The 14,473-nt window shown below is 44.5% G+C and carries 12 protein-coding genes; 8 read left to right on the top strand and 4 right to left on the bottom strand.

Going from position 1 to position 14,473, the window contains the following annotated elements; genetic code table 11:
• Window positions 1–192 precede the first annotated feature (192 nt).
• The 3 genes from carB to AC5JPO_RS00575 form a co-directional block, all read right to left on the bottom strand.
• Window positions 193–3,447: a carbamoyl-phosphate synthase large subunit gene (carB, locus tag AC5JPO_RS00565; protein ID WP_493852079.1), complete on the bottom strand. Its 3,255-nt coding sequence runs from the start codon at window positions 3,445–3,447 to the stop codon at window positions 193–195.
• 153 nt (window positions 3,448–3,600) lie between these two features.
• Entirely contained in the window at window positions 3,601–4,842 is a 1,242-nt protein-coding gene (carA, locus tag AC5JPO_RS00570) for a glutamine-hydrolyzing carbamoyl-phosphate synthase small subunit (protein ID WP_493852078.1), read from the bottom strand.
• Between the two features lie 284 nt (window positions 4,843–5,126).
• Window positions 5,127–5,675 (bottom strand): phosphatase PAP2 family protein, encoded by a 549-nt coding sequence (locus tag AC5JPO_RS00575; protein ID WP_058025191.1) that lies wholly within the window; start codon window positions 5,673–5,675, stop codon window positions 5,127–5,129.
• Between the two features lie 262 nt (window positions 5,676–5,937).
• Between AC5JPO_RS00575 and AC5JPO_RS00580 the strand changes: the two genes are divergently transcribed.
• The 4 genes from AC5JPO_RS00580 (at window position 5,938) to ppnP (ending at window position 8,916) form a co-directional block, all read left to right on the top strand.
• Window positions 5,938–6,474 (top strand): gamma carbonic anhydrase family protein, encoded by a 537-nt coding sequence (locus tag AC5JPO_RS00580; RefSeq protein WP_493852998.1) that lies wholly within the window; start codon window positions 5,938–5,940, stop codon window positions 6,472–6,474.
• Window positions 6,475–6,632: 158 nt separating this feature from the next.
• Entirely contained in the window at window positions 6,633–7,334 is a 702-nt protein-coding gene (locus tag AC5JPO_RS00585) for an HAD family hydrolase (protein WP_493852076.1), read from the top strand.
• 124 nt (window positions 7,335–7,458) lie between these two features.
• Window positions 7,459–8,554 (top strand): peptide chain release factor 2 gene (gene prfB, locus AC5JPO_RS00590; RefSeq protein ID WP_493852075.1). Its coding sequence is split into 2 segments (ribosomal slippage): window positions 7,459–7,530 and window positions 7,532–8,554, totalling 1,095 coding nucleotides; the frame shifts between segments, so codons are not numbered across the junction.
• Window positions 8,555–8,631: 77 nt separating this feature from the next.
• Entirely contained in the window at window positions 8,632–8,916 is a 285-nt protein-coding gene (ppnP, locus tag AC5JPO_RS00595; protein ID WP_057760713.1) for a pyrimidine/purine nucleoside phosphorylase, read from the top strand.
• A 92-nt stretch (window positions 8,917–9,008) separates the two neighbouring features.
• On the opposite strand, the gene AC5JPO_RS00600 is transcribed toward ppnP, so the two are convergent.
• Window positions 9,009–9,461 carry a GNAT family N-acetyltransferase gene (locus tag AC5JPO_RS00600; RefSeq protein WP_493852074.1) on the bottom strand — a complete coding sequence of 151 codons (453 nt, stop codon included), beginning with the start codon at window positions 9,459–9,461 and terminating at the stop codon, window positions 9,009–9,011.
• Between the two features lie 188 nt (window positions 9,462–9,649).
• On the opposite strand from AC5JPO_RS00600, the gene AC5JPO_RS00605 reads away from it, so the two are divergent.
• The 4 genes from AC5JPO_RS00605 to AC5JPO_RS00620 all read left to right on the top strand — a co-directional run bounded on the left by AC5JPO_RS00605 (window position 9,650) and on the right by AC5JPO_RS00620 (window position 14,395).
• Window positions 9,650–10,780, top strand: a complete 1,131-nt coding sequence (locus AC5JPO_RS00605) for a DNA topoisomerase IB (protein ID WP_493852073.1) — start codon at window positions 9,650–9,652, stop codon at window positions 10,778–10,780.
• Window positions 10,781–11,105: 325 nt separating this feature from the next.
• The gene (locus AC5JPO_RS00610; protein WP_493852072.1) at window positions 11,106–12,824 is read left to right on the top strand and encodes an AMP-binding protein; all 1,719 of its coding nucleotides are present in this window, start codon (window positions 11,106–11,108) and stop codon (window positions 12,822–12,824) included.
• Window positions 12,825–12,895: 71 nt separating this feature from the next.
• Window positions 12,896–13,702 (top strand): SDR family NAD(P)-dependent oxidoreductase, encoded by an 807-nt coding sequence (locus tag AC5JPO_RS00615; protein WP_493852071.1) that lies wholly within the window; start codon window positions 12,896–12,898, stop codon window positions 13,700–13,702.
• Between the two features lie 111 nt (window positions 13,703–13,813).
• Window positions 13,814–14,395 (top strand): L,D-transpeptidase family protein, encoded by a 582-nt coding sequence (locus AC5JPO_RS00620; RefSeq protein ID WP_493852070.1) that lies wholly within the window; start codon window positions 13,814–13,816, stop codon window positions 14,393–14,395.
• The last annotated feature ends 78 nt before the right edge of the window (window positions 14,396–14,473 follow it).

Genomic DNA, 14,473 nt, shown 5'->3' on the forward strand with positions numbered 1-14,473 from the left:
AGCATAGCCACGCTTAAGCTTACGTAATAAAAAGCATAGTCGCAATATTGCCACTATGCTTTTGGGTCTATCATGATAAAGGTGTCGCTCTCTGGCAGCGCTCGGTTGTATTTAGCGATGCCTTTGTGAGCGATTAGGCAAGCCTAATGGTTATGCTTAATCTACTGAAATTATTCTACCAAGTCAATAGAACTAGCCAATAGACTTTGCTTGCTCATGCAAATCTTGTAACTTATAGACATCAAACGGTAAGTCAATCGCGTAAGATTTACAAACCGCATCGGCTGCACCTAACGTGGTGACATAGAATACCTTGCCCTGTAGCGCACTGCGGCGAATAGAGAACGAGTCCTCTTGTGCCTGCTTGCCTTCAGTTGTGTTGATGATAAGGTCAATTTTGCCGTTTTTCAAGGCGTCAACGATATGCGGGCGACCTTCAGTGACCTTGTTGATTTGCTGACATTCGATACCAGCGTCGCTCAGTACTTTTTGCGTGCCAGTGGTCGAGACAATCTTAAAGCCAAAGTCTGCAAGCTGACGAGCAATCGGAGCAATTTGGGCTTTGTCACTATCACGAACTGAGATAAAGACCGTTTTTGTCTCGCCTTCAGTCGGTAGACCTGGCAGACGCTCATTACTACCGATAATGGCCTTGTAGAATGCTTCGCCAAAGGTTTTGCCCACGCCCATAACTTCGCCCGTTGATTTCATCTCAGGACTCAAGATTGGGTCAACACCTGGGAACTTGGCGAATGGGAATACCGCTTCTTTGACCGCATAGAATGCTGGAACGATTTCAGTGGTAAAACCTTGGTCTTTAAGCGAAGTACCAGCCATACAGCGCGCTGCAACCTGTGCTAACGAAGTACCGATACACTTAGAGACAAACGGTACTGTACGTGCAGCACGTGGGTTCACTTCTAGGATATATACCGTTTCACCTTTTACTGCGAACTGTACGTTCATCAGACCGATAACACCTAGCTCTTTTGCCATGGCGACCGTCTGTGCACGCATCACATCACATAGCTCTTTAGACAGTGAGTATGGTGGTAGTGAGCATGCTGAGTCACCTGAGTGGACACCAGCCTGTTCGATATGTTGCATGATACCGCCGATGACGACATCAGTACCATCACATACACAGTCTACGTCGACTTCGATAGCATCATCTAAGAAACGATCTAGTAGGACAGGCGCTTCGTTCGATGCTTGTACCGCAGTACGTAGGTAATGTCTTAGCTCGTCTTCGTTGTAGACGATTTCCATCGCGCGGCCACCTAGTACATAAGATGGACGTACAACCAATGGATAGCCTACATCTTTTGCTTTAACCAAGCCGTCTTCTAAGCTGGTCGCTAGAGCGTTTGATGGCTGTACTAAATTCAGCTGCTGAATCATGTGCTGGAAGCGTTCACGATCTTCGGCACGGTCGATTGCATCTGGGCTAGTACCGATGATTTTAACGCCTGCTGACTCTAGTGCACGAGCAAGTTTCAATGGCGTTTGACCACCGAACTGGACAATCACGCCATCAGGGTTTTCGATACGAACGATCTCTAACACGTCTTCTAACGTGATTGGCTCAAAGTATAGACGGTCAGAAGTGTCATAATCGGTTGAAACCGTTTCAGGGTTACAGTTGACCATGATGGTCTCGTAACCATCTTCACGCATGGCAAGCGCTGCATGTACACAGCAGTAGTCAAACTCAATACCTTGGCCGATACGGTTAGGGCCACCGCCGATAACCATGATTTTCTTTTTGTCTGTTGGGTTTGCTTCACATTCGCTATCGTAGGTCGAGTACATATAAGCAGTGCTAGTAGCAAACTCTGCTGCACAGGTATCTACACGCTTATAGACTGGATAGACGTTTAGATCCCAGCGCTTTTTGCGTAGCTGCTTCTGTGAGATGCCAAGCAATTTAGCCAAGCGCAAATCTGATAAGCCTTTACGTTTAAAGCTACGTAGATTTTTCTCGTTCAAGCCGCCAAAACCAAGTGATTTTACGGTAGCTTCTGTTTTGACGATGTCTTCGATCTGTACCAAGAACCATGGGTCAATCTTGGTAAAGTTAAACACTTCATCGACACTCATACCGACGCGGAATGCATCAGCAACGTAGTAGATACGCTCAGGTGTTGGAATGGTTAGGCGGTTAATGATTTCGCTACGCGCTTTTTCGGCACTTACTTTTGACAAGTCAATTTGCTCGTCAAAGCCATCCGCACCTGTTTCCATACCGCGCAATGCTTTTTGCATAGACTCTTGGAAGTTACGACCAATCGCCATCACTTCACCGACCGATTTCATCTGAGTCGATAGGATGTTGTCTGCTTGTGGGAATTTTTCGAAGTTAAAACGAGGTATCTTGGTCACGACATAATCAAGTGCAGGCTCAAAACTGGCTGGCGTTTTGCCACCAGTGATGTCGTTTTGCAATTCGTCTAGCGTGTAACCAATGGCTAGTTTCGCTGCGATTTTGGCAATCGGGAAGCCAGTGGCTTTTGAGGCTAGGGCAGACGAGCGTGACACGCGTGGGTTCATCTCGATGACCACCATGCGACCAGTATCAGGGTTGATACCGAACTGTACGTTTGAGCCGCCAGTTTCTACACCGATCTCACGCAGTACTGCTAATGACGCATTACGCATGATTTGGTATTCTTTGTCCGTCAAGGTCTGTGCTGGCGCAACGGTGATTGAGTCACCGGTATGCACGCCCATTGGGTCAAAGTTTTCGATAGCGCAGATGATGATGCAGTTGTCGTTTTTGTCACGAACCACTTCCATCTCGTATTCTTTCCAACCAATCAATGATTCATCGATCAATAATTGATGGTTTGGAGACAAATCAAAACCGCGCTCACAGATTTCAATGAACTCATCGCGGTTATAGGCGATACCGCCGCCTGAACCACCCATCGTGAATGATGGACGAATAATACACGGATAGCCCATTTTTTCTTGAGTAGCAAAGGCTTCTTCCATGGTTTCAGCGGTTTCAGCGCGAGGGCACTCAAGGCCGATACGCTTCATGGCTTTATCAAACAAGTTGCGGTCTTCTGCCATCTCGATTGAGTCTTTGGTCGCGCCAATCAACTCGCAGTTATACTTGGTCAATACGCCGTGCTTGTCTAGCTCTAGCGCACAGTTTAGAGCTGTCTGTCCGCCCATCGTTGGCAAGATTGCATCTGGACGTTCTTTGGCAATGATTTGCTCAACGGTCTGCCAAGTAATCGGCTCGATATAGGTCGCGTCAGCCATGACAGGGTCAGTCATGATGGTCGCAGGGTTTGAGTTGACCAAGATGACGCGGTAGCCTTCTTCTTTTAGTGCTTTACACGCCTGTGCGCCTGAATAGTCAAACTCACATGCTTGGCCGATGACGATAGGGCCTGCGCCAATGATAAGAATGCTTTTTATGTCGGTACGTTTTGGCATAGTTAGAGCTACCTTCGTTTGGGTGATAATTTGAGTAATCTTTATTTTTAGTAACGCTCAAGGCGTTTGATACTTGCAGTGCTTTATTTAGTGCCGCTTGAAGCGCTATGGACGATTCAAGCGTTTACTTATTATGTAGTTATAATCAACCGTTTACGCTTGGGCAGTTTTAGATGCTTCCATCATATCCGCAAACTTATCAAACAATGGCGCGCAGTCATGTGGACCAGGGCTGGCTTCTGGGTGACCTTGGAAGCTAAATACAGGCTTATCGGTCAACTCGATACCTTGGTTAGTACCATCGAATAATGAGCGATGAGTAGATTTAACGTTGTCAGGTAGCGTGTCTTCATCAACCGCAAAGCCGTGGTTCTGACTGGTAATCATAACCGTACCAGTCGCTAAGTCTTGTACTGGATGGTTGGCACCATGATGGCCAGTTTTCATTTTGATGGTATTTGCGCCGCTTGCTAGACCAATCAGCTGATGGCCTAAGCAGATGCCAAACGTTGGGACGTCAGTTTGTTCAATGATGTGACGTACCGCATCGATAGCGTAATCACAAGCTGCAGGATCACCAGGGCCGTTTGATAAGAAGATGCCATCTGGATTCATCGCTAGCACGTCTGCGATAGGGGTCTGTGCTGGTACAACCGTCACGTGACAACCGCGGTCGACGAGCATGCGCAGGATGTTTGTTTTGCTACCGAAGTCATAAGCAACGACGTTGTATTTAGAATCGATGTGAGTGCCAAGTTGCTTAAAGAAGCCGCCAGTACCGCTATCATGACTACCATGAATATCACGGTTGAGTAGGGTGTCTGATAAATCCCAGGTACCTGCTGTCCACTCGAAGTTCTCTTTAGTACAGCATTCTTTTGCCAAGTCCATGCCTTTTAGACCTGCAAAGCCTTTCGCTAACTCAATCGCTTTTTGCTCATCGTCGCTACTGATAGTCTCACCATCTGATGCGGTCATGATACAGCCGTTCTGTGCACCTTTATCACGTAATAGACGTGTTAGCTGACGCGTATCAATTTCAGCGATAGCCACTGTCTCATTACGCTGTAAATAGTCGCTAAGTGACTCTGAGTTACGGAAGTTAGAGGTTGCCATGGTGGCATCACGGATGATAAGACCGTCTGCCCATACTTTGTGACCATTGCCAGATTCTGTGTCCTCGCTATTGGTGCCTGTATTACCGATGTGAGGGTAAGTCAAAGTCACCAGCTGGCGGGCATAACTTGGATCGGTTAGGATTTCTTGATACCCTGTCATGGCTGTGTTAAATACCACTTCACCAATACGATGACCTAGGCTGCCGATACTGACACCGCGAAAGATTGTACCGTCTGCTAGTGCCAAAATTGCTTGTATTTCTGCCGATGAATTCAAGGATTGCCTCCGCTGTTATTGGTGAGTGCCATCATGTTTTGTTGGACTAAAATTGCTCCGTATCCTTTTATTTACGGCATTTGACTGTTGTCATATAAAAGTAAAAAAAGGGCGATACACAAAAATTTTCCACAAAAAAGCGAGAAGACATTATTGATGAAAACTACAAAACCCACTAGATAGTGAATAGGTAACTTGCATCATGTCCGCTCGCTTAGGCACAGATTTTGCGTATTATATACAAAATAGTAACTTATGGCTAGTATCAAGGGCAAACTGAGTGATTAAAACTGGTAGTGGACAGACAGCCCGTAATAGTCAGGCGCAAGATTGGTTGTGATGAGAAGCTGATCGTTATAGCTTTTGGTCAAATACATACTACTGGCAACCCCTAGTGCTGCACCAGCAAATACATCAGCCACATCATGTTTTTCAGCTTTAACACGGCTATAACCCACAAAAGTTGCGCCAACATAAGCTGGAATACTATATTCTAATCCATAGCGTTTATGAATGAAGCTTGCGCCCTGAAATGCCAAAGAAGTATGTCCTGATGGGAAGGAGTCATTGTCGCTATGGTCAGGGCGCTCTTTATTAATGGTTGACTTCACAGCATAGGTCACGGCAAGATTGGTAGCAAATGATTGATAAAATTGCTGACGTCCCTCTTTATCATTCATATAATGCGTGCTGCCATAAGCAATGGCAGGTATGGCAACCGCAACAATGTCACCGGCTCTCTCCAAACTTGAGGTATCTTCAGCATAACTGGGCGCGGTGATGATCACACTACTTGCCAACAAGATAATAGGTACGTGTGTTTCGCGAAGCATGGATGCGTCCTTAGTAGGGTAGCGGTACTTGTTAGGGCAGGCGCTACGATAGCAAAATGAGAATGTTGGCCTTGCTAATTGTACTATAAAGTGGACACACGATAAGGTATTAAATGGGACTGTATACTGTAAAATATATTTTTTATGGCTATGGTCCAAAGTGAGATGGTTCTTTGACATGCGAATCAAATAAGCATAAAAATGATTGTGGTATAACCAATGACTTACTCCAAAATAACATTATCCTTACTAAGGAAAAACGATGATATTTAAATATTTAGGCAAAACCCCTGAGTTTGCTGTACCGTTCAACGGTTGGATTGCTGACTCGGCACAAGTAATCGGTGATGTGTATCTGGGTCATCAAGCCAATGTTTGGTTTGGTGCCGTGATACGCGGTGATAATGATCGTATTCATATCGGCGACTATAGTAATGTGCAAGAAAATAGTGTGATTCATACCGATGCAGGCATAAAGGTCACAGTCGGCAATTATGTTACCATCGGCCATCTGGCAATGCTACACGGCTGTGAAGTCGGTGATAATAGCTTGATTGGCATTGGCGCTGTGGTACTTAACAATGTCAAAATCGGTAAAAACTGTCTGATAGGGGCGAAAGCCTTAATTACTGAAGGTCAGGTGATTCCTGATAACTCGCTAGTGATGGGCGCGCCTGCAAAAGTAGTCAAGACGCTGACAGATGAGCAAGCAGCGATGCTAAAAATGTCAGCGCTACATTATGCTGAGCGTTGCCAGAAATTTAAAACAGGCTTAACAGAAATAGCGATGCCTGACTAAGGGTAAGTAAACGAGCTAAGTTTAAATAGATAGACGATAGGGTGCATACTTATTTCATTGATAGACTGTTCAATTAATACGGTCAGCCTTAGTAGATAACTGTACCCAATTTTATTAAATAATTCATATTTTTTCGCAACCAACGATAAGGTCTCACCATGCAGGCAAATCAAGCACAAACACAACAAAAACAACTGGCATTATTTGATTTAGATCATACATTACTTGATGTCGATAGCGATTATCTCTGGGGTGAGTATATCGTAAAGCATGACCTTGTCGATGAGGCGCAGTACCGCACTGCCAATCAGAAATTTTATAATGACTATATTGAAGGTACGCTAGACGCGACAGAGTACAATGAATTCGTCGCGCAGTTTTTGAGCAGTCTGCCGCTTGATAGACTTGATGAGCTAAGAGAAGACTATATTAAAAGCGAAATCGAGCCACATATTCGCCCAAAAGCGATGGAAGCGTTGTGCCAGCACATTGAGCAAGGGCACGATGTGGTGATTATTTCTGCGACCAATGATTTTGTGGTATCGGCTATTGCCAAGCGTTTTGGCGTGGAAGAAGCCAATGTATTGGCAACGCCATTAGAGATCAAAGACAATCGCTATACAGGTAAGCTAACTGACAGACCAAACTTCCAAGCGGGCAAAATATACCATTTAGATAAATGGCTAAATAAACAGCAAACCTCTGGCATCACCTTTGAAAAAACGTATGCGTATTCAGATTCCAAAAATGATATTCCGTTACTCGAATGGGCTGATGTGGCCGTTTGCGTATCACCTGATGATGCGTTACATGCGCATGCTTTGGCACATCGCTGGGCAGTAGAAGATTGGTCAATTTAGATTATTTAAGCTAGTAATAGTAGCAACATTAGCAATAGCGTTAATTAGCGAACCATTTAGCATCAATCTCATTTAAAATAGCGCCACATTCATTATTTATTTTTTTAGAAAAACAGGAACATTTATGGAAATCAATCCGTATCAAGAGCAAATTAAAGATTTATCAGAGCGTGGGCAGGATTTGCGGAGGTATCTTTGACTTCGATGGTAAGCAAGAACGCTTAGAAGAAGTTAATTTAGAGTTAGAAAACCCCGAGCTATGGAATGATCCAGAGCGCGCGACCAAGATTAATAAAGAAAAAAGTCACCTTGATGGTGTCATCGATGTGGTAGTGTCACTTGAGACGACATTAGAAGATGCGTCTGCCATGCTAGAGTTGGCAGTCGAAGCAGAAGATGAGTCATTGCTAGCCGATGTGCAGAGCGAGCTAGATAGCGCTGAGAAACGTGTTGCTGATTTAGAATTCCGCCGAATGTTTAGCGGTGAGATGGATCCAAATAACTGCTACTTGGATATTCAGTCAGGCAGTGGCGGTACTGAAGCGCAAGATTGGGCTGAAATGCTGCTGCGCATGTATACACGCTGGGCAGAATCACATGGCTTCAAAGTAGATGTGATTGAAGTGTCATCAGGTAGCGTGGCTGGTATTAAGTCGGCAACCATTGAGATCAAAGGCGATTATGCGTTTGGTTGGTTGCGTACCGAGATTGGCGTTCACCGTTTAGTGCGTAAATCACCATTTGATAGTAATAATGGTCGTCATACCTCGTTTGCTGCGGTGTTTGTCTCGCCTGAGATTGATGACAACGTCGAGATTGATATCAATCCAGCAGATTTGCGTATCGATACCTATCGTTCATCTGGGGCGGGTGGTCAGCACGTAAACACGACAGATTCTGCGGTACGTATTACCCATGAGCCATCAGGTGTGGTAGTGACCTGTCAGAATGAGCGTAGTCAACATGGTAACAAAGCCACGGCGATGAAAATGCTACGTGCTAAGCTCTATGAGCTGGAAATGCAAAAACGTATGGAATCGCAGCAAGCGGTAGAAGATGGCAAGTCTGACGTCGGCTGGGGCAGTCAAATTCGCTCATACGTGCTCGATGACTCACGTATCAAAGACTTGCGTACGGGTGTTGAAACCTTTAACACTGGTGCGGTGCTAGATGGTGACCTCGATCAGTTTATCGAAGCGAGTCTAAAAGCAGGACTGTAAAAGGCTGTTTTAAATAAGCAGCCGTTTTAAAATAGTAACTAATTGAAATAGTAACCAATATTTAATTAAGGAAAATTATGCCAAGCGTTAATAATTATTTTGATGATAAAGTGACTTCTATTGCTTTTCAAACGGCTACCAAGCCTGCGACTGTCGGCGTCATGGAAATTGGTGAGTATGAGTTTGGCACCAGTGAATTTGAAACCATGAGCGTGGTGAGCGGTGCATTGACCGTAAAATTACCAGAGAGTGATGAGTGGCAAACGTTTAACGCTGGCGAGCAGTTTACCGTTGAAGCTAATCAGAAGTTCCAAGTAAAAGTAGACGTCGAAACCGCTTATCTATGTGTATATGGTAAATAACGACTTCTAAGTTATAGCAGTATCAAAACGAAAAAAGCCAAGTATTTGATGCTTGGCGTTTTTTGTGGGCATTTCATTCTCTAGCTCACTCTTTATAAGTCCTTACGGTACTGAACCATATCTGTCTGAGTCGCAATGGCATCATAGAGTTTACGAGCGGTGGTGTTGCTTTCTTGTGTCGTCCAGTAGACACGGTTGCAGTCCTTATCCTTAGCAAAGGAGTATACATGTTCAATCAATGCACGTCCTACGCCTTGACCACGGACATTATTCGCGACATATAAATCTTCTAAGTAACAACACGCGTTAGTATTCCATGTGTTGGGATGCAGTACCACATGGGTAATGCCTACCAAAATACCATCCCTCCACGCCCCAAATCCATAAACAGAGACGTCATCATCAAGCAGATTGCGCCACGTCGTCTCCGTCGTGCTTGATGGCAAATTGGTTTCATAAAATGTCAGATAGTTTTGCCATAAGTGCGCCCAAAGATCGTGATCGGCGAGAGCGAGTGGCTTTATTTTCACAGGTGAATGGTTCATTTTTTATAAACTTAAGTCGTGAGTAATGCTGAATTATGCCTCAAAAGTACAGCACTTAGAACCCTTATCCCTATTTTTATCACTGCTTTATTTTACACAGCATTACACTTTGTCTGTGCCAAATAAACAGCAAAAACTACCGTCATTAATTATGCTAAAACCATGAATTCTCAAAGGTATATAGGTTTATGACAAAGGCAAAATTACAGACTAGCCAGCAGACAATGACCAAAGATGTGCGTTATGATTACGAGCATCTCGCACGCCGCGCTAATTTGCGTTATGTGAGTGACAATGAACCAGGCTACGAGCGTAGACGTTGGGGTCGCGGCTTTACTTATCGTGATGCAACAGGCAACACGGTCAAAGACAAAGCATTGCGTCAGCGTTTTGATGCATTGGTGATACCGCCTATGTGGTCAGAGGTGTGGATATGCCAAGACGAACGAGGCCATCTGCAATCAACAGGGCGAGACGAAAAATCGCGCAAACAGTATCTGTATCATCCGTCATGGAACAACATCCGTGACCAAGCAAAGTTTGATGCGATGATAGGATTTGCAGAGGCACTGCCCAATCTACGCGCGCAGGTGGAGGCAGATTTGGAAGCAGAGTCGCTGTCACGCACCAATGTGCTTGCTGCCGTTGTTAAATTGCTAGAGACCACTTTGATTCGTATTGGTAATAGCCGCTACGCCAAACAAAATAAAAGCTATGGTCTAAGTACGTTACGTAGTAAGCATGTTAGTGAAACCGACAATGGACTGGCGTTTGATTTCGTCGGAAAAAGTGCAAAAGAGCATCATATTGAGCTGCAAGATGAGCGATTGATTGACATCGTGCAAGCATGTTCTGAACTGCCAGGTTATCAAATATTCAAATACTTAAATGACAACGGTCATAAGCAAGTCGTTGACAGTAGTGATATCAATGACTACTTACGGATGCATACGTGCGGCATGGACTGCGAAAGTAAACTGTACAGCGCAAAGGATTTTCGCACATGGATGGCAAGTGTACTTGCAGCAAGCTACCTATATGATGAGCTACAAACGTCTGCAGGCGCTAGCATACTAGCCAGTGCACCAGAAAGCACTGAGCGACAGCAATTAGTTACTGATATGGTAAAAAGTGTGGCAGCAGAGCTGGGCAACACGCCGACCGTATGCCGTGCCTCTTATATTCATCCCATTGTCATTGAGCGTTTTTTGGCAGGACAGTTTTTTGAAACTTACAAACAAGCGCGCCGCGGTCGAACTAAGAAATACCAAAGCTGTGAAGAGAAAGCGTTATTAGGGTTTTTAAGAGCTGATGTTTAAGTGTGAGGTTTTAGACAATAATATTGAAGTGTTAATTCTTTAATAGGAAATTGAAAATATGTGGCAGTACTTTGGCTATTGATTGTAGGTGTCTTTGCGGATTTATAACGAATTAATGATAATTAGTTATAGATTATCTCTATTTCTATAAAATAAAAATGATACGTTATGTATTGAAATAAACGTAAAAATGCGTTACTAATAGAGCATGATAAATACGAACCTATGAAACGGTCTATAGGATGTGGCCGTTTTGCAATCATACAATCCCATTTTACTATTTCACCATTTTACCAGTGACCTGATATTGCTAAAGGATTAGCTTATGAACACCCCCTCTCAAACTCCGACGAATATTGATACAGATACTACCGTCACACCAAAAAACTATACCGATTACTATAATAATTTTGATATGGATACACTGCTGTCAGAAATATTTGGCGAGCATGTGGATGATCGTTTAAATGCTTATATGGCTTGCTGTGGTCGCCATGTACGCGATGGCCGCGCTGACAATGCTGCGTTAGTACACGAAGACACAGCAGGCAACATAACACGCATGAGTTTTGGTGAGCTTGACAAAGCAAGTGCTCAAATCGCTAACTTACTACAGTCGTATGGGGTAAAAGCGGGCGACAAAGTAGCGACTATGCTACCGCGCACGCCCGAGCTGCTAACCGTTGTATTGGCAACATGGCGTATCGGAGCCGTATATCAGCCGCTATTTACTGCTTTTGGTTATGACTCAATCAAATATCGGATGGATAAAGCCGATACCAAAGTCGTTTTTACTAACTTAGAAAATCGCAGCAAGTTTGAAGATTTGGCTGAGCAAACCAAAATGGTATTGGTCGGCAGTATAGAAGATGCTCAGACGTGGGGTGACGATCATTACAGCCAGTCTATGGCAGTGCAGTCGCAAACGATCGAACCAGTGATGCTCGATACGGATGCGCCATTTTTGCAAATGTTTACCTCAGGCACGGTTGGTAAATCAAAAGGCGTCAGCGTTCCGTTAGCCGCATTACCTGCTTTTTACCTATATATGCGTTATGCCATCGATCTACGCGAAGATGATCAATATTGGAACATGGCAGATCCAGGCTGGGCATATGGCTTGTACTATGCCATTACAGGGCCTCTGCTACTGGGCATCGCCACTTATTTTAATGAGGCAGGATTTGACGCGACTAATACCCGTGATTTTATGGTACGTCACAAGATTACCAATTTAGCCTCTTCACCGACGGCATTTCGAATGATGAAATCTAGCGGCGTATTTGATAATAAAGACAACAATGACGTTGACCTTGATACCAATGCCAAGCTGTCTTTGCGCTGCGCCAACTCAGCAGGGGAGACACTGAACACCGAAGTGGTCAACTGGGTCGAAACTTATCTAGACTGTCAGGTAAAAGATCAATATGGGCAAACAGAAACTGGCATGACTTGCTGTGCGCATCATGCGTTAACGCACGAGTCTCCAGTGGGGTCAATGGGAATGGCACTACCAGGTCATACGTTAGTGGTATTAGGTGATGATATGACTGTACTGCCAGATGGTGAGCAAGGACAGTTAGCAGTCGTGGTCAGTCAGTCGCCTGCGTTCTATTTCCGTGGTTATAGCTGGAATGAAAAACAAGCCTTTGTAGAGGATTACTATCTAACAGGCGATGTGGTCGAGCGTCATAGTGACGGTAGTTACTGGTTCTCAGGCCGTGATGATGACATTATTATTACCGCAGGTTACCGCGTCGGACCTACGGATGTCGAAAACACCGTATTAGAGCATGACGCCGTTGCAGAATCTGCGGCCGTGGGCGTGCCGGATGAAGTGCGTGGTCATACCATCAAGTCTTATGTGGTGCTAAAAGACGGTGTCGAAGGCAGTGAGCAAATCGCCAAAGAAATCCAAGAGCTGGTACGCAAACGCTTATCTACTCATGCGTATCCGCGTGAGGTTGAGTTTGTGACAGAACTGCCCAAAACGCCAAGTGGTAAGATTCAACGCTTTTTGCTACGTAGTCTGTCTGCTGCATGAATGAGTTGATAAAGCGTCTATAAATTTAATAGAAAAGTATCTAATAAGAAGCAAAATCTAAAGGAATAATCATGCAAGTTAAACAAAACAGCTTTTTGGTCACAGGCGGTGCATCAGGTTTGGGCGAGTCAGTGGCTCGGGCTATTGTCGATCAAGGTGGTAACGTCGTCATCGCTGACCTGAATAAGTCAGCAGGGCAAGCATTGGTTGCCGAGCTAGGTGATAGCGCACGTTTTGTGCGTTGTGATATCACCAACGGTGATGAAGTGCAATTAGCGGTTGAGCTGGCAGAGTCAGCTTTCGGCGGCTTACAAGGCTCAATCAACTGTGCGGGCATCGTAGTCGTACAAAAGCTTCTAGATCGTGATAACAACCCGGCAGATCTTGAGGCATTTAGCCGCGGGGTCAACATTAATTTGGTCGGTTCATTCAATGTTGCCCGTTTGGTCGCAGCGAGTATCGCCAAGCGTTTGGCCAGTGACAGCGCTACAGATGCCAATGCAGAAAAGAACCATATAGGAAAAAATGCGGATCAAGGTATTATTATCAATACGGCATCTATCGCCGCCTTTGATGGTCAAGTGGGCCAAGCCAGTTACTCATCGTCCAAGGCAGGCGTGGTTGGATTAACTTTACCACTTGCTCGCGAGCTGGCTCGTCACGGTATACGCGTGATGACTATCGCACCGGGTGTCTTCGCTACGCCGATGATGGAATCTATTCCAGAAAAAGCCCGCGAACAGTTGGAGGCGGGCGTACCTTATCCTAAACGTTTGGGCGCTCCCAATGAGTTTGCCAAATTGGTGACCCATATTATTGATAATGCCTATCTAAATGGTGAAGTCATTCGCTTAGATGGTGCCATTCGTATGGTCTAGCTCTTGTTGCTTTCATTATTTTCACACAAAATTGATCTACATAATATGGCATGATTCTTTGATACAGTATTATTAATTACTCTTGAGAGTTAATGATAAGGATCAAGTTTCATGTCATTTTTTTGCAAAAAATCTTACCAATTAAGCGAATCATATCCGCACTCGTTGCTAATACTTATCAGTATTAGCCTCATTTCCTTTGCGAGCACTAGCGCTATTGCCTATAGTGAAAGTCCATCAACATCCAATGATCCTATGCCATCCTCGACAGTTATTGATAAAGTTTTTGTGGATAAATCAGATCGTGTCTTACAGCTCATGGAGCGTGGCAATGTCATACGGTCATACCGTATTGCGCTTGGCGACAGCCCAGTTGGTCATAAACAGCAGGAAGGCGATCAGCGTACGCCGACAGGGATTTATACCTTAGATTATAAAAATGAGAACTCTATTGCGTATCGTTCCATTCATATTAGCTATCCAAATGCTGCGGACAAAGCACACGCAAAGTCGCTAGGCGTCAGCCCAGGCGGCGATATCATGATTCATGGACAAATGAATGGCTTTGGACATTTGAGCTGGTTGAACCAAAGCCGCGATTGGACTGATGGTTGTATCGCGGTTACCAATGACGAGATGGATACCATTATGGCAGCCGTTAAGGTTGGTACGGTGATTGAAATCGTTGAGTAAACGGTTTAAGTTTATGATAATTATAAGATGTAAGTATAAATTGATGCTTTATAAAGGATAGTTTTTCCCTATTTTAAA

The sequence above is a fragment of the Psychrobacter sp. H25 genome (genome assembly GCF_059076335.1).

Bases quoted from the DNA above. Each gene is read 5' to 3' on its own strand.
- AC5JPO_RS00575 (WP_058025191.1), bottom strand. From the start codon at position 5,675: ATGCTTCGCGAAACACACGTACCTATTATCTTGTTGGCAAGTAGTGTG.
- AC5JPO_RS00610 (WP_493852072.1), top strand. From the start codon at position 11,106: ATGAACACCCCCTCTCAAACTCCGACGAATATTGATACAGATACTACC.
- carB (WP_493852079.1), bottom strand. From the start codon at position 3,447: ATGCCAAAACGTACCGACATAAAAAGCATTCTTATCATTGGCGCAGGC.
- AC5JPO_RS00605 (WP_493852073.1), top strand. From the start codon at position 9,650: ATGACAAAGGCAAAATTACAGACTAGCCAGCAGACAATGACCAAAGAT.
- AC5JPO_RS00580 (WP_493852998.1), top strand. From the start codon at position 5,938: ATGATATTTAAATATTTAGGCAAAACCCCTGAGTTTGCTGTACCGTTC.
- AC5JPO_RS00585 (WP_493852076.1), top strand. From the start codon at position 6,633: ATGCAGGCAAATCAAGCACAAACACAACAAAAACAACTGGCATTATTT.
- AC5JPO_RS00620 (WP_493852070.1), top strand. From the start codon at position 13,814: ATGTCATTTTTTTGCAAAAAATCTTACCAATTAAGCGAATCATATCCG.
- AC5JPO_RS00615 (WP_493852071.1), top strand. From the start codon at position 12,896: ATGCAAGTTAAACAAAACAGCTTTTTGGTCACAGGCGGTGCATCAGGT.
- ppnP (WP_057760713.1), top strand. From the start codon at position 8,632: ATGCCAAGCGTTAATAATTATTTTGATGATAAAGTGACTTCTATTGCT.
- AC5JPO_RS00600 (WP_493852074.1), bottom strand. From the start codon at position 9,461: ATGAACCATTCACCTGTGAAAATAAAGCCACTCGCTCTCGCCGATCAC.